Origin of the sequence: Helicobacter acinonychis, from assembly GCF_900461455.1 — a bacterium.
GTDB classification, from domain to species: domain Bacteria; phylum Campylobacterota; class Campylobacteria; order Campylobacterales; family Helicobacteraceae; genus Helicobacter; species Helicobacter acinonychis.
Window position 1 is genome coordinate 616,327 of the sequence record NZ_UGIA01000001.1, and the last position, 24,298, is coordinate 640,624.

Below are 24,298 nucleotides of genomic sequence, written 5' to 3' on the forward strand. Positions count from 1 at the left end.
AGCTTGATTTTAATCAAGCGATAGTTTCTTAAAAAAGCGGTCTTCTTGGGTTAGGGGGTTTTTAGTTGGGGGTTGTAGGGGAGGGTTTTTTAAAATACCCCCTATCCCCTTAAGAGAAATGAGTTTGAATATTCAAAAAAACAGAGTTTTTGTTTCAATTGATAACCCATTAAACATTTTATTTTTAAAATTTTATTTTTAAAATTACCAAAAACCCAATCATTTTATGCTAATATTAACAAACAATGAAAACCAATGTTGCAAGTCAAAATTCATAGTAAAAAGGATGGAAAGATGGACAAATTGATCAGACGCCGCCATTGCTCGAGATTGATTATGAAAATTTTTTAAATGGTTGTGTCTCGCTCTATCAATTTAGAATTTAGTTTATGTTAAAGGTTAAACATGAATGTCAAAGTTGCATCTTTCAAAACTATCGCAACGATCCTTTTTTCAATCTCTTCTCAAGCTCAAGCGTTTGATTTGGGCAAAATCGCTAAGGTCAAGGCAGGTGCTGAAAGCTTTTCTAAAATCGGTTTTAATAACAAACCCATCAATACCGATAAAGGGCTCTACCCCACAGAAACCTTTATGACGGTTATGGCTTACATGCAATTGGATTTCAGCGAGATTTTACCCAAAAGCGTTACGGCTAAAGGACATCATTTGGATGGGAGCCTTGGAGGTTGGGGAGGGGCTGTTATTTATGATAATACAAAAGATTTTATTAACGAAGTTAATGGCAAAACCTATGGGCCTATGGCTTGGAACTATGTGGGTTATTGGGGCGGTCTTGTGGGGCAAAAACCATGGGCTAGTTGTGGGTTAGCCGCAGGGAATTTAACCCAAGGCGAATACGACAAAATGACTCAAGCTGAGATGACGCAATTAGCCAATCAAGAAGCTTTAGCGGCTTCCACTTGCGCTAAAAGTTACGCCAATAACACAAGAAATTATGTGATCTACAACGCTTATTTGCGCTACAACTACAAAGATATTTTTGAAATTAGAGGCGGAAGATACGAATCACCGGCAGATTATATGAGTGGTTACACGCAAGGCTTGGATATGACCTTGAATTTAGGGCGTTTTAAATTCTGGTGGTTTAGCTCTTTTGGGCGTGGCTTTGCCTATAACGAATGGCTTTATAATTTCTATTCGCCTAAAACCTACACCCTTAAAAATGGAAAAACCATCAACCCTGGGGTGCATGCTTTCTATATAATTTGGAATTATAAGGGTTGGAGCATTCAGCCTTTTTTCTATTTTTCACCCTTTAATGAATATGATCCTAACTTCACCATCACTTATGACAGCAACCCCCATTTTAATGGCTTGGGGTTTCGCTCTCAAACGGATATTACCGTGCTCAACCCCATTTATCCTAAAAGGTATTGGGACACTTATCAATTTGGCATGCTAGCCGGTAAAAACGGACATAGTTTGATGATCAAGCAAAAGTTTGAATGGAATGAATACAATTTTGGTGCCGGCATTTACAAAGCCTTTGGGAACGCTAACTGGATGATAGGTTATCATGGTAACCGCTTGGGCTTTGACTTTTGGACCAATAGCGTTTATGCAAACACCATCAATTCTTTGTCTTACATGATGGATGCGAACGCTTTTACCGTGTTTGCCTTTGGCGGTGGGGTGCATAAAAAACTCGTTTGGGGTTTATTGGGACGCTTGACTTATGGACCTAGGGCTAACGAGCAAAGCCTGTCGCTCAACTTGGGCTATAAATTTTCTAAAAACTTCTCAGCTGATATTAAATTTGAATATTACAATGTTTTCATGCATCAAGGCTATAGAATGGGATGGAACGGACCAAAATTAAACAGCCAGCCCGCGACCGATCAAGACAGAAGCCACATTTTTACCGAATTGGTGTGGAAACTTTAAACCCCTTTAATGATAACCCTTTTTAAAAGGGCTTGTTGGAACACCTAGCAATAAACACCCATTAAAGTAGCTGGTACTTTATCTTTAATCCTAAAATCAAAAAGCTTTTGCCACCCATTTTAGCTTAAGACTTATTTGTAAAAGGCATTAAAATTTTTAAGTTTTTTTATTTCATTACGCTTTGAATATGGATACTAAAACTTTTTTTCAATGAGATTTTGGCTTGTTTTGTTTTATCATTTTAAAATTTGTTTTATTTTAAAAACTTATTTTTTAAGCTTTATTTTAAACTCACTTTTTAAGGGGAAAAATCCCCCTAACCCCTAAAAGACCGCTTTTTTAATAAACTATCGCTTGATTAAAATCAAGCTCTTTAAAATTATTTTATTGATTTTGAAAAATACTTTTAGCATTTTTTAAAATCTTTATGGGGATTTAGCGGTTTGAAAGTCAATAATTTTTCTCGGTAATACTCGTATTGCTTTTTTCTCGCTCCTATTTCGGCTAGGATACCGGATTGCAAATCAGTGGTTAAAGCTGAAAATTGATCTAAAATCTTAACAATCTCTTGTTGGATTTCTAGGGGTGGGATTGGCATCTCATGCTCATCTGTATCAGACACGCTTAATTGGGGGGGGTTTTTCACCGATGAGCTTTGCACTAATTTTTGAAAATAATGTTGATTATTAGAAAGGTAGTAGTATAAAAATTTCACTAGCGTTTGGTTAGTTTTTGAGGAATACGACCAAATTTCATTTTTGTGAGAAAATGGCTGATCGTAGTATTCAAATCCTATGTTACCCCTTGATTTAATAATGACGCTTTCGCAATGGATAATGTCTTTTTTGGAAATATCTTTATAATTTATGTCAGCTTTTTGTTGTTCCACCTGCAAAAATTCTAACCTTAACCAATCTCTGAGTGCAGTTTTTTCATTTGTGCGACTGCAATATTTATACCCTCATTTCTTTTGAATAATTCCCCAATTTTTTTAAACTCCACCCCATCAGCACTAGAGTTTGGAGTAATTGCTCTATTTTATGCATTTTTCCCCTTTAAGCTTCTTAATGCACTAGCGATAAAAAGGCTCTTTCTTAAGCCCTCATCGCGCGCATGGAATTAGCCAAGGCTAAAAGCGTAACCCCCACATCGCCAAAAACGGCTTCCCACAAGCTCGCTACCCCCATAAGCCCTAGCACGATAAAAACCATCTTAATCCCTAAAGCAAACAAGATATTTTGCCAAATAATGCTTTTAGTTTTTTTAGCGATCGCTAGGACTTTCACTAATGAATTTAAAGAATCATTCGTGATCACAATGTCCGCACTTTGCTTACTCAATTCTGATCCTTTCCCCATGCCAATCCCCACATCAGCACTCGCTAGAGTTGGCGCATCATTGATGCCATCGCCAACAAAAATCGCCGGGGCTTTATAGCGCTCTTTAAAGTTTTTAAACACGCTCGTTTTTTCTTCAGGCAACAAGCTCGCATGGTATTCACAGCCTAAAGTTTTTGCAATGCTTTCTGTCACGCTTTTTCTATCCCCACTCAAAATGCAAAAATTTTCTATCCCTTGTGCTTTTAAATCCCTTAAACACTCTATAGCGTCATCTTTAATCTCATCGCTAATTACGATATAACCTATATAATTTTGGTTAAAAGCTACATGCACGATCGTGCCATTTTGTGGGGAAGGGCTGTGCGCGATATTGAATTTATCAAACATTTTTTCATTCCCTGCGATGATCAAATCCGCATGGCATTGCACTTTAACCCCCATTCCGCTCAATTCTTCGTAATTTTTAATGTCATGTTGGTGCTGATTGTCTTTTAACATTTCCTCGCAAGCTTTTTGAATGGATAAAGCAATTGGGTGCGTGGATAAGAGCTGCGAACAAGAAGCGTAATGCAAAACTTCTTCTTTAGAATGCCTGTTTTGTGGCACAATATCCATCACTTTAAAAACGCCTTTAGTTAAGGTGCCGGTTTTATCAAAGGCGATGCTTTTAGCTTGGGTAAGTACCTCTAAAACATGCACACCTTTCATCAAAATACCTTTCCTACTCGCCGCTCCCACGCCTCCAAAATACCCTAAAGGCACAGAAATCACTAATGCACAAGGACAGCTCACCATTAAAGCCACAAGCCCCCTATAAATCCACTCATCAAAGCTCCCCATAGAAAACAAGGGCGGTAATACAGCGATCATTAACGCAATAAATAAAACGCTTGGGGTGTAGTAGCGTGAAAATTTAGTGATAAATTTCTCTGTTTCACTCTTTTCATTCGTGGCTTGTTGGACTAAATCCACCACTTTAGCGATAGAAGAATCTTTATAAATTTTTTCTACTTTAATTTCAAGCACCGCCTTTAAATTCAAACTCCCCCCAAGCACTTTAGAGTTTTCACTGACATTAATAGGCATGGACTCCCCACTCAACGCCCTTTCATCTAGCAAACTCTCGCCTTTAATCACCACGCCATCAACAGGCACTTTTTCGCCAACTTTCACCACCACAATATCATTGATTTGCAAATCTTCAGGCGTAACACTCACCAATTCATCGCCCTTTTTCAAGTAGGCTAAATTAGGGGCGACATCCACTAAAGCCTTAAGGGATTTTTTAGAGCGCGAGATAGCGAGTTTTTGCAAAAACTCACCCGCTGAATAAAACACCATAATAGACACACTCTCTTCATAAGCCCCCACGCAAAAAGCCGCAATAGTCGCAATGAGCATGAGAGCGTTTTCATCAAAGAATTGCCCTTTTCTAAGCCCACGAAACGCCCCTAAAATCACATCTTTACCGCTTATGAGATACACTAAAGCTAACACCACAAACACCGCCTTTTCAATGAAAGCACTAGGGTTTAAGTGTAAGATTAAAATCGCGCCTAAAAAGACAATAATTGTCGTAATGAGTGGGGTAAAACTCAAGGGCTTTTCTACGGCTTCTTTAAAAGACAGGCTCAAATGCGGTTCGTTTTGCTTAATGAAAGCCTTAACCTTTTCAAAATCGCTCGTATCCAAAAACAACTTGCTGGTGCTAAAATTGATTTGAGCTTTTTTCACACAGTCCAGTTTGTTTAAATCCCTTTCCAATTTAGCTGCACAATCAGGGCAATCCAAATTGTGAATGTGGTATTCTTGCATTTTCTCTCCCTTATTAAAAAAATTTTAAGAAATCTTTCTAAAACTCAACGCTTTAAGCATGTGAGATTTTTCTATACCCTCGCAAGCGTTTAAGTCCGCAATCGTCCTAGCGACCTTTTTGACCTTATTGACAGAGCGCATAGACAGATTAAACCTTTCAGCCGCCTGCTCTAACAACTTTTGCACTTCAGCGTTTAAAGGGCAAAATTGTTCTATCTGTTCTTCATTAAGTTTACCATTAAAAACGCTTTGTTTTCTTAATTTTTGCTGTTTGAAAGCTAATAATACCAATTGATGCATTTCTTTTGAAGTCCAAGAATGCAACGGTGCGTCTTTATAACTCCCCTCTTCCATTTGCACAAACAAATCAATCCTATCCAAAAAAGGCTCGCTCAAGCGGTTTTTATACTGTGTGATTTCTCTATCTTGACAACGGCACGCCTTGGTTTGGCTGAGCAAATTCCCACACAAGCAAGGGTTTTGAGCTCCTACAAATAAAAAGGAGGTTTCGTATTCAATCTTACTATGCACTCGCGAGATCACTAATTTATTGTTTTCTAAAGGCTCTCTTAAAGCTTCCAAAATATCCTTTTTAAAATGGGGCAATTCATCAAAAAAAAGCATGCCGTTATGCGCTAATGCGATTTCGCCAGGTTTTGGCTCTTTGAGAGAGCTTGAGCCTAAAATACTAGATTTTGAAGCGCTCTGATGCGGGTTTCTAAAGCTCCTTAAGGGGTAATAGGTGCTGTCTTGCTCGCTTAAAATACGCAGTTTTGTGGCTTCTAAGATTTCATTCAAGCTTAAAGGGGGTAAAATATAACGCATGCGATTAACAATCATGCTTTTACCACACCCTGGGCTTCCTTCTAAAAGCAAGTTATGAAACCCAGCACTAGCGATCAAGGCGGCTTCTTTAGCGATAGCTTGCCCCTTAACTTCTTTAAAATCTAAAGCGTAGGTGTCTGAAAAATAATATTCTTTGTGGTGGATTTCTATCATTTCAAAAGGGAGATTTTTAATGTGGGTGTGTGCTTTAATTTCAGGGTTTTGTAAAATTTCTAAGGCTTCTTTAAAATGCTCCACGAAAAAGCATTGCAAGTTAGGAATGAGCGAAAAAAGCTCTTCATTCGCTTTAGGTACGATGACTTTTGCATGGGGGCGTTTAATGGCAATGTCTAAAAGCATGGGGAAAATATTAGAATTGGGTTTGATCTTACCATCAAGCCCTAACTCCCCAAAAGCAAACCACTCTTTACAGCTTAATTCTTGTTTTTGTAAAGCGATTAAAAGAGCGATGGGCAAGTCAAAATGACTTCCTGATTTAGGCAAATCTGAAGGGGAAAGGTTGATTGTGATTTTTAAAGGCGGGAAAGTGAAATCGTTATTTTGTAAGGCTGATTGGACTCGCTGCTTGGCTTCTTGGATAGAATTATTAGCGAGCCCTGAAATCACAAATGCCGGTAAAGCTCTCGTGAAAGTCGCTTCCACAGCCACGATTTCTGCTACTCCCCTTTGCATGGTTGTGCAAAATATCGTGTTAATCATGGCTAGGACTTGTTTTTGGGATTTTTATTTAATTCTTTGAGTTCTTTTTCAAATTTCTTACGCTTCAAGATGGACAATTTATCCACAAACAGCACGCCATTGAGATGGTCTATCTCATGCTGGATGGCTACCGCTAACAACTCGCTCGCCTCTAAAACTTTCACTTTAGCGAAGCGGTTTTGATACTCTATCTTAACCTTTTCAAAGCGCTCCACTTCTTCATAAAACCCCGGCACAGACAAGCACCCCTCTTTAAACATGATTGATCCTTTAGTTTCTATAAACTTGGGGTTAATGATTTCTAGGCAATCCTCTTTATGCTGCACGCCATCTTCTCGTGGGAGATTGATAAGCAACATTCTCAAAGGCAAGCCCACTTGAATCGCCGCTAACCCTATCCCCTCACTAGCGATCATAGTTTCATGCATGTCATCTAATTGCTGATGGAATTTTGCATCAAAAGAAACGACCTCTTTAGAAATCGTTCTTAAGATTTTAGAAGGGTAATGGATAATCTCTAATAACGCCATGCAATCACTTTACATTTTTCTCCAACACCTTATCAATCAAGCCATACTCTTTAGCTTCTAAAGCGCTCATGTAAAAATCCCTATCCGTGTCTTTAGCGATCCGTTCTAAGCTTTGCTTTGAATTTTGAGCCAAAATAGAATTCATCAAACCCTTAAGCCTGATAATTTCGTTAGAAATGATTTCAATATCACTCGCTTGCCCTTGAGCCCCCCCTAAAGGCTGGTGGATCATAATCCTTGAATGAGGTAATGAAAAGCGCTTGCCCTTAGCCCCACAGCTCAATAAAAACGCCCCCATAGAAGCCGCTTGACCGATGCAAATCGTGGAAACATCAGGGCGGATAAAATTCATCGTATCATAAATACTAAGACCACTTGTTATCACCCCACCGGGAGAATTGATATACAAGCCAATATCTTTTTCTGGATCCTCAGCTTCCAAAAACAAGAGTTGAGCCACAATAGAAGACGCCACGCTGTCATTGATTTCACCGCTCAATAAAACAATGCGATCCTTTAAAAGGCGCGAGTAAATATCATAACTGCGCTCCCCTCGATCAGTATTTTCTATCACATAAGGAATGTATCCCACCATTTCTCCTTTTTATTATTCAACTCACTTGAGTTTTTTGAGCGTTAGGCCTCATTTTTTCCAAAATTTCTTGCTGTTCTTTAGATAGGTTTTTATCCAAGAAATAAGTAAGCACTCGATCTTCAATCATCGCCATTTTCACTGCTGCTAACATGTTATTTCGGCGGTATTGCTCAATGAGATTTTCTGGGTTTTGCCCTGTCATCAGCGCTTCATAATACAAGGTTTGAAAGACTTCATTATCATGCACGCCAATTTTTTCTTCTTTAGCTAAAGCGTCAATAATGAAAGTGATTTTCACGCTTTTTGTCGCATCATTCCTAAAACTTTCACGCTTTTCTTTAGCTTTTTCTTGATTTTCTTGTAAGGATTTGACTTCCTCTGCTTGCATGGAATAAAGAGCGTTCCTGAATAACAAATCCATTTCTTGCTCTATAATCGTTTTAGGCAAATCAAAAAGGATTTTTTCATCTAAATTTTCAATCAATTTTTCTTTTAACTCTTCATTATAGAGTCTGACCTTATTTTCTAAAAATAATTGCCCCTTAACCCTTTCTTTTAAAAGCTCTAACGCCGCATTTTCTTCATTAGCTAACACGATTTTAGCGAGTTCATCATTGATTTCTAACACTTCACGCGCTTGAATTTGGTGTAATTTCACTTTAAAGAGAGCTTCTTTGCCAGCTAAATGCTTTGCATGATAATCGCTAGGGAAAGTCAAAGAAAATTCTTTTTCTTCGCCCGCTTGCATGCCTAAAAGAGCTTTTTCAAAATCTTCTAGCATTTGCTTACTGCCTAAAATCAAACTAAAATTTTGAGTCTTGCCCCCTTCAAAAGGCACATTGTCTATAAAGCCTTCAAAATCAATCGTTAATTTATCATCGTTTTGAGCTTTTCTTTGAGCATCAGTGTCTATAAACTTCGCATAGTCTTTAGCGAGCTGTTTCAAACGCTCATTAACCTTTTCTTCATCCACCGCTTCCACTTCCACGCTAGGCACACACTCTTTGATCTTGTCTAAAACGATCGTGGGTTTTAAGCCGATGTCCGCTTCTATTTCAAAATGCGTGTCTTTTTTTTCAAATTTAGTGAGATTGGGACTACCGATCAAGTCTTTAGATTCAATCCCTAATTCTTTAAGAGCGTTTTTTAAAATCTCTTGAAACATTTCTTCTTGGGCGTCTTGCTCAATTTGAGCTTGATAGCGGGTTTTCACTAAACTAAGGGGGACTTTACCTCTTCTAAAGCCGTCAATCTTAACTTTTTGGGCGATTTTTTGAGCGATTTTATCATAACGCTTTTTTAAATCTTCAATGGAAGGCTTAGCGCTCAAATGGGAGTTAGCGGTGTCAATCTTTTTTACTTCAAGATTCATTTTTTTCCTTAATGGTTAAAAAATTAAATAGGCATTATAGCTTAATTTGTTTGAATTTCGGTTGATAAAAAGCGCTTTTAATTCTAGTTTTCAAAGGATTTTAAAAAACTAGGCTAAAAATCATAAGTTGAAGTGAGATAAATCGAAAGGTTACGCTTAAAATAAAGGGAGTATAAAGGGGTCTTAAAATAACGATTAATTAAAAAAGGGATGCGTGTGCCCAATTCTATTGCCCAGTTTTTATGCCTTGAAAAGCGGTAACGATACCCTGCATTTAACATCACTTGAAACATGTTGGGGTGGTAAGTATTTAGAGGGTTTTTAGCCCATTGTTTAAAGATATTTGTTTCATAAAACCAGGTTTCCCCCACGAGATTTACCCCTAAAATCAGCGTCCCAAAAGCCCTTTTATATACAATATCCGCCCCCATGCCATAAATAAGGGTGTTGATAAAAGTCTCTTTTTTTTGCAATTTGTTTTGATAGCTTTTAGGGATTTGCAAACTCTCTCTCAAACTCGCCTTGAAATCGCTTTTACTTTTAGGCAAAAACCCATAAGCGTAATCCAAAAAAGCGTAATAACGAAACCCATAGTGCTCTTTTTTAGGGAAAAAATGCTTGTAACCAAAGATCAAACTGACTTCAGCAAAAGGAATATTTTTATACTCTGAATGGTTTTTAAAGGTTTCTTTACTCTCTAACCATGACATTTGCACCACGCTAGTGCCATAATAGTAGGAATTTTTATCTAAATTAAGAGGTTTTCTCTTCGCCCTTTTGGGTCTAGCAAAACATGGGTGGCGTGCCGTATTTTTCAAACATTTCTTTTTTAAAAATCGCTTATGCCCTAATTCTTCTTTTTTGACAATCGTGTAAGTCCAATCATTAGCGTTCAAACTCGCACCCAAAAAGAACGCCGAAACCCCCTTCTTAAGCAACCTTTCCAAGCGTTCTTTGACTTAACTTTTTTTGATTGTTTTTATCGGTTTCTTTTACCTTTTAGTTCTTTAGCGTCTTGCTTGTAAGATTCTAAATTCGCTTGAGTGAGTTTTTTGTCTATTTTTTGCATAATATCCACAAACATCTTATTCAAAGCGCTCTTGATCGCGTCATTAGAATTATCCAAGCCCTTAACCATCGTGCTCGCTAACCCCCCAGTATGGCTTGAATGGGTGGTTCTTAAGAATTTTTCTTGAATATCCAACTCGCTCAAATCCATCGTGAAAGAATCCAAAGTTTCCCCACTGATAGGCTCCATGATCGTGAGCTTGATAAAACCGGCTGAAATCAAAACCCCTTGCATTTTGTCCAAACCGGTGGAAAATAATAACCCAGGTTCCGATTTTTTCTGCGTGGTTCTTTTAGGATCCGGTCGTAAAACAATCTCCCCACTCAATGAAAGAGTCAAATACCCTTCTTTTTTCTGTGCAAAAGAGAGATCGTCTTTATCGCTACTATCCACGCTAATGACCTTGTAGCCTTGATTTTGCAAGATTTCTTCAACCTTTAGTGCAATCTGGTTTTTGAACTTGTTTTCATACTCTTTCGCCACATTATCGCTATACTGAAAAGCCGGTTTTAAGAGCAAAATGTTTTCATCTAACGCTTGCATTTTAGTTCTAGTGGATTGGTAATTCAATTTCAAAGCGACATTATTGGTTTCAATAATATTAGGACTACACCCTACTAGTAACGCCACCACACTCGTACCTAAAAGACATTTTTTCCACGCAAAATTTTTAAAACAGCGGTTTTTTTCCATCAATTCTATCCTTAATATTTAACTTCCATCAATAACAGACATGCTTTTATTAAAAAGTTATTTTACCCTAACATTTTCAAGCTTACAAGCCATGCCAAAAGATTATTGATCTTTTTTAGCCGTTTGGATTGCCTTTAAAACTCTTTAAAAGGTTTTTATAGCAAATGCCCCATTTTGAGCTTTTTGACTTCTAAATACCCTTGATTATGCTCATTAGCGCACACGATCAAGCTCTCTCTTGTAACCTCAGCGTATTTTTCTAAAGCGGCGATTTTTTTAGGGTTATTTGTGAGCAAGCGCATTTTTTTAATGCGGTAGTATTCTAAAATCTCACCTGCAATACCATAATCCCTTTCATCGTCTTTAAACCCTATCATTTCATTGGCTTGAATAGTATCATAGCCCTTATCTTGTAAAGCGTAGGCATTGACTTTATTAAACAGCCCTATCCCACGCCCTTCTTGGCGCAAATAAATCACTAGCCCCCCTTCTTTAGAAATCCTTTCTAACGCCATTTGCAACGCCACCCCACAATCGCATTTTTGAGAGCCTAGAGCGTCGCCGGTTAAGCATTCTGAATGCAAACGCACTAAAGGATTTTCTGGAAAATCAAGGGTGAAAATCACCAAATGATCTTTAGAGCCATTAGAGTTTTTTTCTCTAAAACACTGGATATAAAACTCCCCAAATTGAGTGGGTAATTTGGCTTGGTTAGAAACTTCTAATCGCTTCAAGAATACTCCTAAAATTAGTTTAAAAACACATCTTTTAAAAAAAGGTATTCTATCAAAACTCTTTGTAATTTTTATTAATAAAATATTCTAAAAACCAAGAGCATTATTGCCCATCGCCCCTAAACTGATAAGCTCCGTTATAGATTTGTGAAGTCAATACATTTTTGATTTGATTGAGTTTCTACTTGCCTTACCGCTAATGAGATATTGTGAGACAATTTAGCGGTAAGATTGATAAGCTGACTTAAAAGGTCTTGTTCATTATAAAACAATACCCTGTGCTAGTATCAAATTGATTGGCTTTAAGCGCGCTGTCTAATGAAAAGGGGTTTTAGTGTTGAACCTAGAGACCACTTTAACACCCCCATTTGATGGCTAGCGCTTACTTTATGGCAATGGTTATTCCCTAGCTTGGCTTTAATGGACTTTATCGTTACGCTACCAACAGACACTGCTTTGTAGGACTTTTTCATCAAGGCTATGGTGTGTTTAAAAGTCTCTGATTAATTCTTTAAGAATTTGGGGGAGTTAGGGATTTCTCAATTCTGGTCCATATTTGGTGTGGTTAGCGGCTTTAATCCTTTGACCCCTTTTATTCAAAGAACGCGAATTTTAAAGGGGTAGTGAAATACAACCACGCTCTCTCGTTCCTAGAATGCAAAACGCTATCTTGTTTGTGTTTGTATCCAAACCCTCTAATGGTTGTCAATAGATCCGCGCTCTCTTGTAAAGCGTAAATAAGGAAACTAGGCTCTTTACTCCCTAAATAAACGCCATTGGCTTTAAGGTAACCGATTTTAGGGTATAGCTTTTTAATATCCGCTTCCAATTCCTTGTTTCTTTGAACATTCTCTGCTTCGCTCATTAGGTATTGAGAAAAGATAGCATCAACAGATCCGCTATAATAATCCACAATCATATCAATGGCTGTGTCAAACCCATAATCTTGCCACAAGCTCAATTTAAGCTCTCTGTTAGCTGAAAGACACCCGCACTCATCGTTAAGCAGGTGTTTATACAACCTAGAAAGGAGCGGTTATGCTGTATTTTTCTTTTTCAGTAAGCTCATCAAACGCCTTTAAGTTAGGGTTATTCATCGCTCCACTTAAGGTCATTTTTAAAGTCGGTTTAATTTTGTAAATTCTCATAGCATTGATGAGACTTTGATTGACTTTACCGCTTGTAATGTTGAAATTTTTCATTCCGTAGTTCTCTCTATACTTTAACGCTGACTTTTTCCTATCATACTCGTTTAGTTGAGCCGATAGAGATCGATTAGGATTGACAGAGATTTTAGAGAAGGTAGTTGGCTCTAGCTTCCTTGTATTCCTTAAGGCGAGAAGGCTAGCATCAATAATAGATGATAACGAAATTGTATTAATATGGTTTTTTTCGTTATCGCTCAAGTTAGGGCTAGTGCGTTTATTGTTATCCGCACCGATGAAAATGTTTTTGAAATCGCTAGACATAAATGCTCCTTTAAAATTTGTAAGTCAAGTTCAAACCATTGGGGCTTAAGCTAGAGTGGAATTCCTTTGTGTTATAAATCCCTAAAGCTTCCCCAAGCCCTAAATCCCTAATAATAAAACCAATAGGATCCATCAGCGCGATGACCAAACGCCCCAAAAATAACGATCCAAAAAGCTTGCCCTCGTTGCGTTGGATATAGCGCGTGAGCTGGTAAAACCCTTCCCCTAGTATAGATCCTAGTAAAGGCGTGATCACCAAATCCTGCCAGCTAGGCACTTCCACAAACGCTTCCAAGCCATATTCCCAAAAAAATGTAGAAGTGATAAAAGAAAAAAACGCCGAAGCCATCCAACTAAACCCAGCCATGCGTGGTTGCATATAATACATAGCCCCAAAATAAGGGTGCAAAACTTCATTAAAAATAAAGCTATCATGATCGAGCTTTGGCCCCATGCGGACATTTTCAAACCAGCTTTTAACGCCAAACTTTTCTCTATCCCAGTTCGTCACGCTCTCTGGCATGAAATACAACCCTACAATCCCTAGCACCAACGACGCACCCAAAATCCCAATGCTCGTGCCTAAATATTTCCAACGGCTATTGGGGGTATAAGGGATCGTGTTGCTCTTTTCAAACTTCTTTTTAAAATAATGCCATGAGAGGTTTTTAGTGGGGCGTCTGAGCGTTTCTTCTAGTTGGATGCTGTTAGCGTTTAAAAAACCACAACCCAACCCCCAAACAACCACGCAAACAATATAAAGCTTTTGGAATGCTTTTAAACTCGCTCTTAATGGCATTAACGCCAATTTTATGATGGTTTTCATTAGCCTATAAACTTTACTACTTAACTTAAAAGATTGTATTGTATCTTAAAAACACCACCGTATACTCAATAAATGCAACAAGCCTTAAAGACTAATCGTTTCTGTAAGTTTAAGTCCAAATCCGCTCAAAGCCTTATAATGCCTATCTTCAGAAGAGCTTAAAAGCCTAAAATCCTTTATTCCAAGATTTTTTAACACTAACGCCCCAATCCCAAAATCTTTCACCACTTCGTTTTCTCTCGCATGCGTGTTCATAAAAATCAAGTAACCTCCTTCGCGCTTCAAATACTCTAACGCTTTAAAAAACACATCAAACGCACCAGTCGTTAAAAAATCAAAATCCTCTTTAATAGGGTGGAAACGCACTAAAGGGGCTAAATGATTGGCTTTTGTGCCTTTAAACTTAAAAGCGTAGTGGTTTTTTTGTTGGTGGTCTAAAAAAGTGTAGCATTGCGTCTGGTGTTTTAAAAATTCTCTTTCTTCTTGACAAAACATTTTAAGCAAATTTTCATTTTCCAAACGATAGCTAATCAAATCAGAGATATAAAGGGTTTTAAGGTTGTGTTTAAGGGCAAAATCGCTCAAAAATTTATCCTCTCTTCTCGCCATAGAGCCATCTTCTTTCATGATTTCACAAATCACGCTCACCGGTTTTAATCCAGCCAATTTGCATAAATCTACGCTCGCTTCGGTATGGCCTGTGCGCGCTAAAACGCCTCCATCTTTAGCGATCAAAGGGAAAATATGCCCCGGGCGCACAAAATCGCTAGGTCTAGTCGTGTCTTTACAAAGCAATTCAATCGTTAAATGCCTTTCAAAAGCAGAAATCCCGGTTTTGGCTTCTTTAGCGTCAATAGATACCGTGAAAGCGGTTTCATGATTAGAATCATTCACGCTAACCATAGGGGGTAATTCAAATTTTTTCGCTAAATCTTTGGTTAAAGACACACAGATTAACCCCCTAGCATGCGTGGCCATGAAATTGATTTTTTCAGGGGTAGAAAAAATCCCCGCTAAAACCAAATCCCCCTCATTTTCTCTGTCTTCATCGTCCATGACAATAAGCATTTCGCCATTTTTATACGCTTCTAATGCTTCAATAACTCGTTTTAAAACCATTCTAACTCCCTAATTTCATTCAATAATATTAATATTGAGTGTTAAAAAATAAGAAATATAGCATGTTTAATAACGATTATTACTTGATTATTTGGTTAGGGAAAAACAATTTCAAAATATTCCATTGTTTAATTGCACTTTTATGTAAGGAGCGGCCTATCCTGATGCTTAAGGGTAATTTTTTAGGCCTTTGTTTTTCTGTGTTGGAATTTTGAGCGTTCATTTCATCGCAAAAAATCGCAAATTCTTCTAACACATAGTTTTTGACCCCATGCCAATAATGCCTATCCATCACGCAATCTATGGGCATAACCCATTTTTTCGCACTGTATTTTAATAATTTTTGCGCAGCTTTTGGGGCTAAAACATACCCTTGAGTGCCAATACCATCTTTAAAATTTAAGATTTGAGAAACCCCTTTAATGGAAGTCTTTTTTTTAGCCACATTCTCTTCTAAATGCATCAAACGGATATAGCCTAATTCGTTGATGTGTTGATAACAAAACTTCAAACTCTCTTTAAAATTATCCTTTAAAGTGATGTCATCTTCTAAAATACAAACCGCTTCATTGAGTTCTACGCATTTTTGCCACAATGAATAATGGCTCGCATAACACCCAAGCTCCCCAAACCCCATCCTCTTCCCGCAATGCTTGAGCGCGTAAAAGAAATTTTTTAACATGCAAGGGGGGTGTTTTTTATCTTTACAAAAAGCCAATAAATCTTCAACCATAAAAGAAGGGTGCAAATGCTCTAAAATCAAGGGGTGTAATTGAGTGGGAGAGATTTTAGAATAGATCGCATCAAAGATTTCATAAGAGATCCCCTGAAGTTTAAGGCTCTCTAAAAGGGGGGCGATATGGGTTTCTTTTAAAGAAAAATTACGACAGGTTTTTGGGCTTAAATGGATAATAAAAACACGCATGATTGCCTTAATCTTTAATGCAAATAAAATCAATATCAAATAAGCCCATTTTAGCGCAAATTTTAGTAAAATGCACATTATGTTAGACAATATTCCTATTACCATTCAAAAAAGTAAAAAAATTAAAACCTTAAGTTTGAGCGTAACGCCCTCTTTAGAAGTGTTTTTAAAAATGCCCTATTCTTGCTCTCAAGCTAGGGCGAATGCTTTTTTAAAAGAGCAAGAAATTTGGCTAAAAAAAACCCTTTTAATTATGCAAGAAAAATACCTTACCCTACACGCTAATCTACAAACTTATAAAGACAAAATCCTCATCTTTGATGAGATCAAAAACGCTAACGATTACACCCTAAAAGATCTTAAAAAAATTTTAAAAACTTATTTGGAGCAAAAACTCCCCTTAATCGCGCAAAAAATGCAAACTGCATACACCGGTTTTAATATTAGAAATAACGCCAAAGTTTTAGGGAGTTGCTCTTATCATAACCGCTTGAGTTTTGCGTTATTATTGATTGGTGCTAAAAAAGAAGCAATTGATTATGTCATCATTCATGAGCTCGCCCACACGATCCACAAAAACCATTCTAAAAATTTTTGGCGTTGCGTAGAAACCTTTTGCCACAATTACCAAACTCTAAGAAATCATTTAAAACAAAATATTATTTTTTATTCCCAACTTCTCAAGCAACTAGAACCCTAAAAATCTCAAACAACCATTAAAATTAAAAAACAAACAAAACCTATGCAAAGCTATTTTAACTCTAAAGCTAAAAATTTTCCAGTATAGCTTTGGGTTTTTTCGCAATTTTTTGCGACTTCTAAAGGCGTGCCGCTCGCAATGACTCTTCCGCCCTTATCCCCCCCATCAGGCCCCATGTCTATGATATAGTCAGCGTTTTTAATGATGTCTAAATTATGCTCAATCACTAGCATGGAATTGCCTAACACCACTAAAGAATGCAAAACTTGTAAGAGGTGATTCACATCTTCAAAATGCAAACCGGTGGTGGGTTCGTCTAAAATATAAAGGGTTTTGCCTGTGTCTTTTTTACTCAATTCTTTAGCCAATTTGATCCTTTGAGCCTCCCCCCCACTTAAAGTGGTAGCGTTTTGCCCTAAAGTGATATAGCCTAATCCCACATCTATAAGGGTTTTTAACTTCACAGCGATTTTAGGGAATTTAGCAAAAAATTCATAAGCCTCTTCGACGCTCATGTTCAACACATCAGCAATGGATTTGCCTTTCACCTTGACTTCTAAAGTTTGGGGGTTGTATTTAGCACCCTTACAGCTATCGCATTGGACTAACACATTAGGTAAGAAATGCATTTCTATTTTAATATCCCCATCGCCTTGGCATTTCTCACACCGCCCTCCCTTAACATTAAAGCTAAAACGGCTCGCACTATAACCTAAAATTTTAGCTTCTTTTTGCTCGGCAAATAAAATCCTAATTTCATCCATCACTCCTGTGTAAGTGGCAGGGTTGCTTCGTGGGGTTTTGCCTATGGGGGCTTGATCTAAATAAATCACTTTATCCAAATGCTCCAAACCTACAATCTCCACCCCATTCAAGCTTTTAGCTTTTTTGGCATGGTTTAAAAGGGTTTGAGCCGTAGGTAAAAGGGTTTGTAAAATCAATGAGCTTTTACCGCTCCCGCTCACCCCAGTAATGCACACTAATTGTTTTAAGGGGATTTGAACGCTTAAATTTTGAATGTTATTGATATTGACATTCTTAATTTCTAAAAAATGCCTTTCTTTAGGGAGTTCAAATTTAGGCCGCTCGATCTTTTTAGTGCCGTTGAGATATAGGGCGGTAGAATGGTTATTTTGTAATAATTCTTTCACGCTCCCACTAAAGACCACTTCGCCCCCATGCCTTCCAGCCTTTGGCCCAATATCTACAATAAAATCCGCATGTTTAATCGTCTCTTTATCATGTTCTACGACAATGAGCGTGTTCCCCTTTTTTTGTAAATTCCTAAGGGTGTTAATGAGTTTGAGCGTATCTTTTTCATGCAAGCCAATGCTAGGTTCATCTAAAACATATAAAACCCCTGTCAAACCACTCCCTATTTGACTAGCGATTCGTATTCTTTGACTCTCTCCTCCGCTAATCGTTCGCGCATCCCTCCCTAAAGTCAAATACCCTAGCCCCACATCGTATAAAAAAAACACCCTTTCTAAAATTTCTTTTAAAATAGGATCAGCGATCTTTTTTTCTTGCTCGTTAAGATAACTGAAATGTGTAGGATTATTAAAAAAGTGATAGACTTCTTCAATAGGTTTATTTAAAAAATCCGCCATTTTCAAGCCAGCGACTTGAACGCTTAAACTTGACGCTTTCAAACGATGCCCCTTACACGAAGGACAGGTTTTTTCGCTCATGTAATCGCTCAAATCCTTTTGCTCTTTAAACATGTCATAAGCGATTTGGATAATGCCTTTCCAGGGGCGTTTTAAAGGGCTATTTTTAAAATGAAAGCTAATTTCAGTGCCATTCCCATACAAAAGAGCGTCTTGTTGCTCTTTATTCAATTCATTGAAACAAAGCGTGGTGTCAATGCCATTGTGCACACAAAAGCCTTCAAACATTTGAGCGTAATAATTGCGGTTATACCCAAAAATCACCTTGATCGCCCCTTGATTTAAAGGCGTGTTAGGATCCAAAATCTTACTAACATCTAAGCTAAATTTTGTCCCCAAACCCAAACAGCTCTCGCACGCCCCTTTAGGCGAATTGAATGAAAAACTCAAAGGCTCTAATTCTTCAAAACTCATCTTACACTTAAAGCATGCCTTATGCTCGCTGTAATGCTTCCTAATACTTGGTGCATTGTCTTGTAAGATTTCCACTTCTAATTCCCCATAGCTCTCTTTAAGGGCTTTTTCTACCGCACTAGCGATCCGTGAAGCGTTTTCACTATTGACAACCACCCTATCCACCACCGCTTCAATGGTGTGTTTTTTGGTTTTGTGTAAATGGATTTCTTCATCTAAACGCACCATCACCCCATCAACAAAAGCCCTCACATACCCCTTTAAACGCAAGCTCTCTAATTTATCACTAAATGCACCTTTTTTATCCTTAATGATAGGGGCTAGAATAATGATTTTAGAATTTTCTTCTAAATGACAGATTTGAGAAATAATATCGCTCGCATTCATAGAGGTAATAGGCTCTAAACATGTGGGGCAAAATTGCTCCCCAACCCTTGCAAACAACAACCTTAAATAATCATAAATTTCAGTGATCGTCCCTACAGTGGATCTAGGGTTTTTAGAAGTGGTCTTTTGATCGATGGCGATCGCAGGGGTTAGCCCTTCAATCTTATCCACATTAGGCTTACCCACTTTGTCTAAAAATTGCCTTGCATAGCTAGACAAACTCTCTAAATAGCGCCTTTGCCCTTCAGCGTATAAAGTGTCAAACGCCAAAGTGGATTTACCCGATCCGCTCAATCCGGTAAAAACAACAAATTGGTTTTTGGGGATTTCTAAAGAAATATTTTTGAGATTATTTTCCCTAGCCCCTTGAATAATGATTTTATCCATAATGGTTTTATCTCGCAAGAGTTTCCTTAAATTTCCTTAAATTATGAAAGAGTGTAGATTATAAAGGAGCTATTATACTTCAAAAAGAATGGTTTTATTACCATTTCTTGTTTATAAGCGTTAAAATACTTGCTTGAATTAAGGATAAACATGCTATTATTTTGCGAGAAAATTTTAAAGATAGGAATGTAAAGGAATGGAATTTATGAAAAAGTTTGCAGCTTTAGGGCTTCTGTCATCGGTTTTAAGCTCTTCGTTATTGGCTGAGGGCGATGGCTTTTATATGGGGACTAATTACCAGATTGGTCAAGCTCGTTTGAATAGCAATATTTATAACACCGGCGATTGTAGAGGGAGCGTGGTGGGTTGCCCCCCAGGTCTTACCGCCAATAAGGTAAATCCAGGAGGCACGAATATCAATTGGCATGCCAAATACGCCAATGGGGCTTTGAATGGTTTTGGGCTGAATATGGGCTATAAAAAATTTTTCCAATTCAAGTCGTTGGACATGACGAGCAAGTGGTTTGGTTTTAGGGTTTATGGGCTTTTTGATTATGGGCATGCTGATTTAGGCAAACAAGTTTATGCACCCAATAAAATCCAATTGGATATGGTTTCTTGGGGTGTGGGGAGCGATTTACTAGCCAACATTATTGACAAAGACAACGCTTCTTTTGGGCTTTTTGGCGGCGTCGCTATCGGTGGTAATACATGGAAAAGCTCTGCAGCGAATTATTGGAAAGATCAAATCAGAAAAGCCAAAGGTCCTAATGTTTGCAACATGGATTATTGCAACCCTAACGCCCCTTATAGCACCAACACTTCCACCGTGGATTTTCAAGTGTGGTTGAATTTTGGCGTAAGGACTAACATTTACAAGCATAACGGCGTGGAATTTGGCGTGCGAGTGCCCCTACTCATCAACAAGTTTTTGAGTGCTGGTCCTAACGCTACTAATCTTTATTACCATTTGAAGCGCGATTATTCGCTCTATTTAGGGTATAACTACACTTTTTAAGTTTTTTAGGCTCTCTTTAAGCCCTTTTTTAGGGCTAATTCTGTAAATTTAACCACTCAAACCAATTCAAAGGGGTTTTTTGCAAGAAATAGAAAATCTGCATAAAAGCGTTTTATTGCAAGAAGTTTTGCAAGCGTTCGCCCCTTTAGAAAAAGGGGTTTTTATAGATTGCACTTTAGGGTTAGGAGGGCATTCTAAAGCCCTTCTATCTCAAAAACCCCACCTAAAACTCATTGGCATTGATAAAGACAAGCACGCTCAAGAAATCGCTAAAGAACGATTGAAGGCCTTTGAAGGGTGTTATCATATTTTGAGCGGAGGGTTTGCCAAACGCTTTAAAGAAGCCCTAGAAACGCATGGTGAGCAAATTAAAGGGGTTTTAGTGGATTTAGGAGTGAGCTCCTTGCAACTTGATGATGATAATAGAGGGTTTAATTTCCACTCGCACGCTTTGGATATGCGCATGGATTTAGAGAGCGAATTAAACGCTCAAAAAGTCATCAATTCTTACTGCATAGTGGCTTTAGAAAAAATCTTCAAAGACTATGGTGCAATCAAAGAATACAAAAAAATCGCCCACCACATCGTAGAAAGGCGTGCGAAAAAACCCTTTAAAGACGCTAAGGATTTGAGCGATTTTTTAAGTTCTCTTTCTAAAAATAAAAAAATCCACCCAGCCACCTTAGTGTTTCAAGCTATCCGCATAGAAGTCAATCGCGAATTAGAAGAATTAAAAGAGTTTTTACAAGACGCCATGAAGCTTAAGGGGGCGATCTTGTGCGTGATTTCTTTCCATTCTTTAGAAGACGCGTTAGTGAAAAACGCTTTTAAAAATTACGCTAAAAATTGCATTTGCGATGCCTTAAATTTTAAATGCACTTGCTCCAATAACCACGCTTTAGGCGAAATTTTAACCAAAAAACCCATCACTCCAAGCCTAGAAGAAATCAAACACAATAGGCGTTCACGAAGCGCTAAAATGAGAGTGTTTCAATTCAAACCATAGAAAGCCACCATACAGAAAACATGAACACCGAAAACGCTTTAAACCACCAAAAAGATCATTTGATGCGTATTGAAGAGGGCGAAAAAAACGCCCTATTTGATACAATAGCACCCAAAGAAGAGCATGGGCTTTCTTTAACGGCTTTAATAGGGGTGCTGGTTTTTGGGGGTGCGTTTTTAGCTTTGTTAGTGCCAAAAATCTATTTGAGCAACAATATTTATTATATCAGTCGCAAACTCAACGCCCTAGAAGATCGAAAACGCCTACTTATAGAAGAACAGCAAGTCTTAAAAGACCGACTGGAAAAAGAGCACTTTAAACACTACATCCAAAACAACGAAAAAGTGGGCAATATTGCGTTTTAACTAATAGTAAATAGCCCCTAAAACAAGTGCTTATTTTTAAAATTTGTTTTCTACTTGAAATACAAAACCCTTTTAAACCCTTGATTTTAGAAAACACACCCTCTCAATATGGTATAATCAAAAGGCTAAAAGCCCATAAAAGTTAATCAAGGAGTAACCATGAGAAAAACGATTTTAGCGTTGTTTTTAGTAGTGCATATAGGGTCATCATCCGTTTATGCTGATAACGCTTTGATTTTACAAACAGATTTTAGCTTGAAAGATGGGGCCGTCTCAGCAATGAAAGGCGTTGCATTCAGCGTTGATCATAACCTTAAGATCTTTGATTTAACGCACGAAATCCCTCCGTATAACATCTGGGAAGGTGCTTACCGCTTGTATCAAACCGCTAGTTATTGGCCAGAGGGTTCGGTATTTGTGAGCGTGGTTGATCCGGGCGTAGGCACTAAGCGTAAATCGGTGGTGCTGAAAACTAAAAACAATCAGTATTTTGTCTCGCCGGATAACGGTACGCTGACTTTAGTGGCACAAACTTTGGGTATTGATAGCGTGCGAGAAATTGATGAAAAAGCTAACCGCTTGAAAGGTTCTGAAAAATCCTACACTTTCCATGGTCGTGATGTGTATGCTTACACCGGTGCGCACTTGGCTTCTGGGGCGATCACATTTGAGCAGGTTGGACCAAAACTTCCCACAAAAGTTGTCGAACTCCCTTATCAAAAAGCGAAAGCGGCAAAAGGGGAGGTGAAAGGCAATATCCCAATTTTGGATATTCAATACGGCAATGTTTGGAGCAATATCAGCGACAAATTATTAAATCAAGCAGGGATCAAACTCAATGACACGCTGTGTGTAACTATTTTTAAAGGTTCTAAGAAAAAATACGAAGGGAAAATGCCGTATGTTGCAAGCTTTGGCGGTGTGCCAAAAGGTCAGCCCTTGGTCTATCTTAACAGCTTGTTGAATGTTTCCGTAGCGCTGAATATGGATAATTTCGCACAAAAACACCAAATTAAATCTGGTGCTGACTGGAATATTGAAGCGAAGAAGTGTGCTAAGTAAAGCGTTTTTTAGAAAAATTAAGGGGCGTGAAACACCCCAACAGCTAAATACGAGATCGTAGAAGGACAATCATGTATGGTGCGCATCCAGTAAGGGTTAATTCTTTCAGCCCTTTCAAACCCCTAAGAACCCCTAAACTCCAAATAAAATTTTTAAGGCGTGTGTTTGTGGGTGCGTCCATTAGGCGTTGGAATGACCAAGCATGCCCTTTGGATTTGGTGGAATTAGACAAACAAGCTCATAAGGCGATGATCGCCTATTTGCTCGCTAAAGATTTAAAAGATAGGGGTAGAGATTTAGATTTGGATCTTTTAATCAAGTATTTTTGCTTTGAATTTTTGGAGCGCTTGGTTTTAACCGATATTAAACCTCCTATTTTTTACGCCCTCCAACAAACCCATAGCAAGGAATTAGCCTCCTATGTCGCCAAAAATTTGCAAGATGAAATTGGTGCGTATTTTTCTTTGCAAGAATTAGAAGAGTATTTAAGCCACAAACCCCAAATTTTAGAAACTCAAATTTTAGAGAGTGCACATTTTTATGCGTCTAAATGGGAGTTTGATATTATTTATCATTTTAACCCCAGCATGTATAGCGTGAAAGAAATTAAAGAAAAGATTGATAAGCAACTCCACAATAACGAGCATTTGTTTGAAGGGCTTTTTGGGGAAAAAGAAGATTTGAAAAAATTGGTGAGCATGTTTGGGCAGTTGCGTTTCCAAAAGCGCTGGAGCCAAACCCCACGGGTGCCACAAACGAGCGTTTTAGGGCATACCTTATGCGTGGCGCTTATGGGGTATTTATTGAGTTTTGATTTAAAAGCTTGTAAAAGCATGCGGATCAATCATTTTTTGGGTGGGCTTTTCCATGACTTACCCGAGATTCTAACTAGAGACATTATCACGCCTATTAAACAAAGTGTTGCAGGGCTTGATTATTGTATTAAAGAGATTGAAAAAAAGGAAATGCAAAACAAGGTCTATTCTTTTGTTTCTTTGGGTGTTCAAGAAGATTTAAAATATTTCACCGAAAACGAGTTCAAAAACCGCTATAAAGACAAGTCCCATCAAATCATTTTCACCAAAAACGCTAAAGAATTATTTACGCTTTACAATAGCGATGCGTATTTTGGAGTTTGTGGGGAGCTTTTAAAGGTGTGCGATCATTTGAGCGCGTTTTTAGAAGCTAAAATCTCTCTTTCTCATGGCATTTCTAGTAGCGATTTAATCAAAGGGGCAGAAAATCTTTTAAAATTGCGATCCCACGCTCAAATACTTGATGTGGATTTAGGGAAGTTGTTTAGAGATTTTAAGTAATGAACTATAACGAATTACTAGAATTTAACGATTCAC

Annotated in this window: 21 protein-coding genes and 1 pseudogene; 7 read left to right on the forward strand and 15 right to left on the reverse strand. The window is 37.9% G+C overall.

Annotated features, from left to right (window positions below; all coding sequences use genetic code 11):
* Positions 1 to 405: 405 nt before the first annotated feature.
* Positions 406 to 1,905, forward strand: a complete 1,500-nt coding sequence (locus DYI00_RS02865) for an outer membrane family protein (RefSeq protein WP_011577798.1) — start codon at positions 406 to 408, stop codon at positions 1,903 to 1,905.
* A 406-nt stretch (positions 1,906 to 2,311) separates the two neighbouring features.
* Here DYI00_RS02865 and DYI00_RS02870 read toward each other — a convergent pair.
* The 14 genes and pseudogenes from DYI00_RS02870 to DYI00_RS02935 form a co-directional block, all read right to left on the reverse strand.
* Positions 2,312 to 2,945, reverse strand: a pseudogene (locus DYI00_RS02870) (restriction endonuclease subunit S); the annotation flags it as partial.
* A 54-nt stretch (positions 2,946 to 2,999) separates the two neighbouring features.
* Positions 3,000 to 5,060: a heavy metal translocating P-type ATPase gene (locus tag DYI00_RS02875; RefSeq protein ID WP_104709269.1), complete on the reverse strand. Its 2,061-nt coding sequence runs from the start codon at positions 5,058 to 5,060 to the stop codon at positions 3,000 to 3,002.
* Positions 5,061 to 5,084: 24 nt separating this feature from the next.
* Positions 5,085 to 6,605, reverse strand: a complete 1,521-nt coding sequence (locus tag DYI00_RS02880; protein WP_011577803.1) for a YifB family Mg chelatase-like AAA ATPase — start codon at positions 6,603 to 6,605, stop codon at positions 5,085 to 5,087.
* 2 nt (positions 6,606 to 6,607) lie between these two features.
* Positions 6,608 to 7,135 (reverse strand): peptide deformylase, encoded by a 528-nt coding sequence (def, locus tag DYI00_RS02885; protein WP_011577804.1) that lies wholly within the window; start codon positions 7,133 to 7,135, stop codon positions 6,608 to 6,610.
* A gap of 4 nt (positions 7,136 to 7,139) precedes the next feature.
* Positions 7,140 to 7,727 (reverse strand): ATP-dependent Clp endopeptidase proteolytic subunit ClpP, encoded by a 588-nt coding sequence (gene clpP, locus DYI00_RS02890; protein WP_011577805.1) that lies wholly within the window; start codon positions 7,725 to 7,727, stop codon positions 7,140 to 7,142.
* A 19-nt stretch (positions 7,728 to 7,746) separates the two neighbouring features.
* Positions 7,747 to 9,102, reverse strand: a complete 1,356-nt coding sequence (gene tig, locus DYI00_RS02895) for a trigger factor (protein ID WP_011577806.1) — start codon at positions 9,100 to 9,102, stop codon at positions 7,747 to 7,749.
* A gap of 113 nt (positions 9,103 to 9,215) precedes the next feature.
* Positions 9,216 to 10,049: an outer membrane protein gene (locus DYI00_RS02900; protein ID WP_011577807.1), complete on the reverse strand. Its 834-nt coding sequence runs from the start codon at positions 10,047 to 10,049 to the stop codon at positions 9,216 to 9,218.
* Between the two features lie 32 nt (positions 10,050 to 10,081).
* A complete protein-coding gene (locus DYI00_RS02905) occupies positions 10,082 to 10,864 on the reverse strand; it encodes an HpaA family protein (protein WP_011577808.1) in 783 nt (260 codons plus the stop codon).
* Positions 10,865 to 11,019: 155 nt separating this feature from the next.
* Positions 11,020 to 11,598 (reverse strand): GTP cyclohydrolase II, encoded by a 579-nt coding sequence (gene ribA, locus DYI00_RS02910; RefSeq protein ID WP_011577809.1) that lies wholly within the window; start codon positions 11,596 to 11,598, stop codon positions 11,020 to 11,022.
* A gap of 592 nt (positions 11,599 to 12,190) precedes the next feature.
* Complete coding sequence (locus DYI00_RS02915; RefSeq protein ID WP_231899491.1) at positions 12,191 to 12,559, reverse strand: hypothetical protein; 369 nt, start codon at positions 12,557 to 12,559, stop codon at positions 12,191 to 12,193.
* A 61-nt stretch (positions 12,560 to 12,620) separates the two neighbouring features.
* Positions 12,621 to 13,067: a hypothetical protein gene (locus tag DYI00_RS08385; RefSeq protein ID WP_011577810.1), complete on the reverse strand. Its 447-nt coding sequence runs from the start codon at positions 13,065 to 13,067 to the stop codon at positions 12,621 to 12,623.
* Between the two features lie 10 nt (positions 13,068 to 13,077).
* A complete protein-coding gene (locus DYI00_RS02925) occupies positions 13,078 to 13,893 on the reverse strand; it encodes a DUF3943 domain-containing protein (protein WP_011577811.1) in 816 nt (271 codons plus the stop codon).
* Positions 13,894 to 13,977: 84 nt separating this feature from the next.
* Entirely contained in the window at positions 13,978 to 15,012 is a 1,035-nt protein-coding gene (locus tag DYI00_RS02930) for a bifunctional 3,4-dihydroxy-2-butanone 4-phosphate synthase/GTP cyclohydrolase II (protein ID WP_104709268.1), read from the reverse strand.
* Between the two features lie 79 nt (positions 15,013 to 15,091).
* A complete protein-coding gene (locus tag DYI00_RS02935; RefSeq protein ID WP_011577813.1) occupies positions 15,092 to 15,937 on the reverse strand; it encodes a glycosyltransferase family 25 protein in 846 nt (281 codons plus the stop codon).
* A 79-nt stretch (positions 15,938 to 16,016) separates the two neighbouring features.
* Here DYI00_RS02935 and DYI00_RS02940 point away from each other — a divergent pair, with 79 nt between their 5' ends.
* Positions 16,017 to 16,637: a M48 family metallopeptidase gene (locus tag DYI00_RS02940; protein ID WP_011577814.1), complete on the forward strand. Its 621-nt coding sequence runs from the start codon at positions 16,017 to 16,019 to the stop codon at positions 16,635 to 16,637.
* A 50-nt stretch (positions 16,638 to 16,687) separates the two neighbouring features.
* On the opposite strand, the gene uvrA is transcribed toward DYI00_RS02940, so the two are convergent.
* Positions 16,688 to 19,513, reverse strand: a complete 2,826-nt coding sequence (gene uvrA / locus DYI00_RS02945) for an excinuclease ABC subunit UvrA (RefSeq protein ID WP_011577815.1) — start codon at positions 19,511 to 19,513, stop codon at positions 16,688 to 16,690.
* A 178-nt stretch (positions 19,514 to 19,691) separates the two neighbouring features.
* On the opposite strand from uvrA, the gene DYI00_RS02950 reads away from it, so the two are divergent.
* The 5 genes from DYI00_RS02950 (at position 19,692) to DYI00_RS02970 (ending at position 24,262) form a co-directional block, all read left to right on the forward strand.
* Positions 19,692 to 20,513 carry an outer membrane protein gene (locus tag DYI00_RS02950; protein WP_158652400.1) on the forward strand — a complete coding sequence of 274 codons (822 nt, stop codon included), beginning with the start codon at positions 19,692 to 19,694 and terminating at the stop codon, positions 20,511 to 20,513.
* A gap of 79 nt (positions 20,514 to 20,592) precedes the next feature.
* Complete coding sequence (rsmH, locus tag DYI00_RS02955; RefSeq protein WP_011577817.1) at positions 20,593 to 21,519, forward strand: 16S rRNA (cytosine(1402)-N(4))-methyltransferase RsmH; 927 nt, start codon at positions 20,593 to 20,595, stop codon at positions 21,517 to 21,519.
* A gap of 20 nt (positions 21,520 to 21,539) precedes the next feature.
* Entirely contained in the window at positions 21,540 to 21,884 is a 345-nt protein-coding gene (locus DYI00_RS02960) for a hypothetical protein (protein WP_011577818.1), read from the forward strand.
* A gap of 159 nt (positions 21,885 to 22,043) precedes the next feature.
* Positions 22,044 to 22,946 carry an SAM hydrolase/SAM-dependent halogenase family protein gene (locus DYI00_RS02965; RefSeq protein WP_104687536.1) on the forward strand — a complete coding sequence of 301 codons (903 nt, stop codon included), beginning with the start codon at positions 22,044 to 22,046 and terminating at the stop codon, positions 22,944 to 22,946.
* Positions 22,947 to 23,017: 71 nt separating this feature from the next.
* Positions 23,018 to 24,262 carry an HD domain-containing protein gene (locus tag DYI00_RS02970; RefSeq protein WP_011577820.1) on the forward strand — a complete coding sequence of 415 codons (1,245 nt, stop codon included), beginning with the start codon at positions 23,018 to 23,020 and terminating at the stop codon, positions 24,260 to 24,262.
* Positions 24,263 to 24,298: the final 36 nt, after the last annotated feature.

Bases quoted from the DNA above. Each gene is read 5' to 3' on its own strand.
- DYI00_RS02965 (WP_104687536.1), top strand. From the start codon at position 22,044: ATGAGAAAAACGATTTTAGCGTTGTTTTTAGTAGTGCATATAGGGTCA.
- DYI00_RS02880 (WP_011577803.1), bottom strand. From the start codon at position 6,605: ATGATTAACACGATATTTTGCACAACCATGCAAAGGGGAGTAGCAGAA.
- DYI00_RS02960 (WP_011577818.1), top strand. From the start codon at position 21,540: ATGAACACCGAAAACGCTTTAAACCACCAAAAAGATCATTTGATGCGT.
- DYI00_RS02905 (WP_011577808.1), bottom strand. From the start codon at position 10,864: ATGGAAAAAAACCGCTGTTTTAAAAATTTTGCGTGGAAAAAATGTCTT.
- DYI00_RS02970 (WP_011577820.1), top strand. From the start codon at position 23,018: ATGTATGGTGCGCATCCAGTAAGGGTTAATTCTTTCAGCCCTTTCAAA.
- DYI00_RS02865 (WP_011577798.1), top strand. From the start codon at position 406: ATGAATGTCAAAGTTGCATCTTTCAAAACTATCGCAACGATCCTTTTT.
- DYI00_RS02875 (WP_104709269.1), bottom strand. From the start codon at position 5,060: ATGCAAGAATACCACATTCACAATTTGGATTGCCCTGATTGTGCAGCT.
- DYI00_RS02930 (WP_104709268.1), bottom strand. From the start codon at position 15,012: ATGGTTTTAAAACGAGTTATTGAAGCATTAGAAGCGTATAAAAATGGC.
- DYI00_RS02940 (WP_011577814.1), top strand. From the start codon at position 16,017: ATGTTAGACAATATTCCTATTACCATTCAAAAAAGTAAAAAAATTAAA.
- DYI00_RS02925 (WP_011577811.1), bottom strand. From the start codon at position 13,893: ATGAAAACCATCATAAAATTGGCGTTAATGCCATTAAGAGCGAGTTTA.
- DYI00_RS02950 (WP_158652400.1), top strand. From the start codon at position 19,692: ATGGAATTTATGAAAAAGTTTGCAGCTTTAGGGCTTCTGTCATCGGTT.
- tig (WP_011577806.1), bottom strand. From the start codon at position 9,102: ATGAATCTTGAAGTAAAAAAGATTGACACCGCTAACTCCCATTTGAGC.
- DYI00_RS02935 (WP_011577813.1), bottom strand. From the start codon at position 15,937: ATGCGTGTTTTTATTATCCATTTAAGCCCAAAAACCTGTCGTAATTTT.
- DYI00_RS08385 (WP_011577810.1), bottom strand. From the start codon at position 13,067: ATGTCTAGCGATTTCAAAAACATTTTCATCGGTGCGGATAACAATAAA.
- def (WP_011577804.1), bottom strand. From the start codon at position 7,135: ATGGCGTTATTAGAGATTATCCATTACCCTTCTAAAATCTTAAGAACG.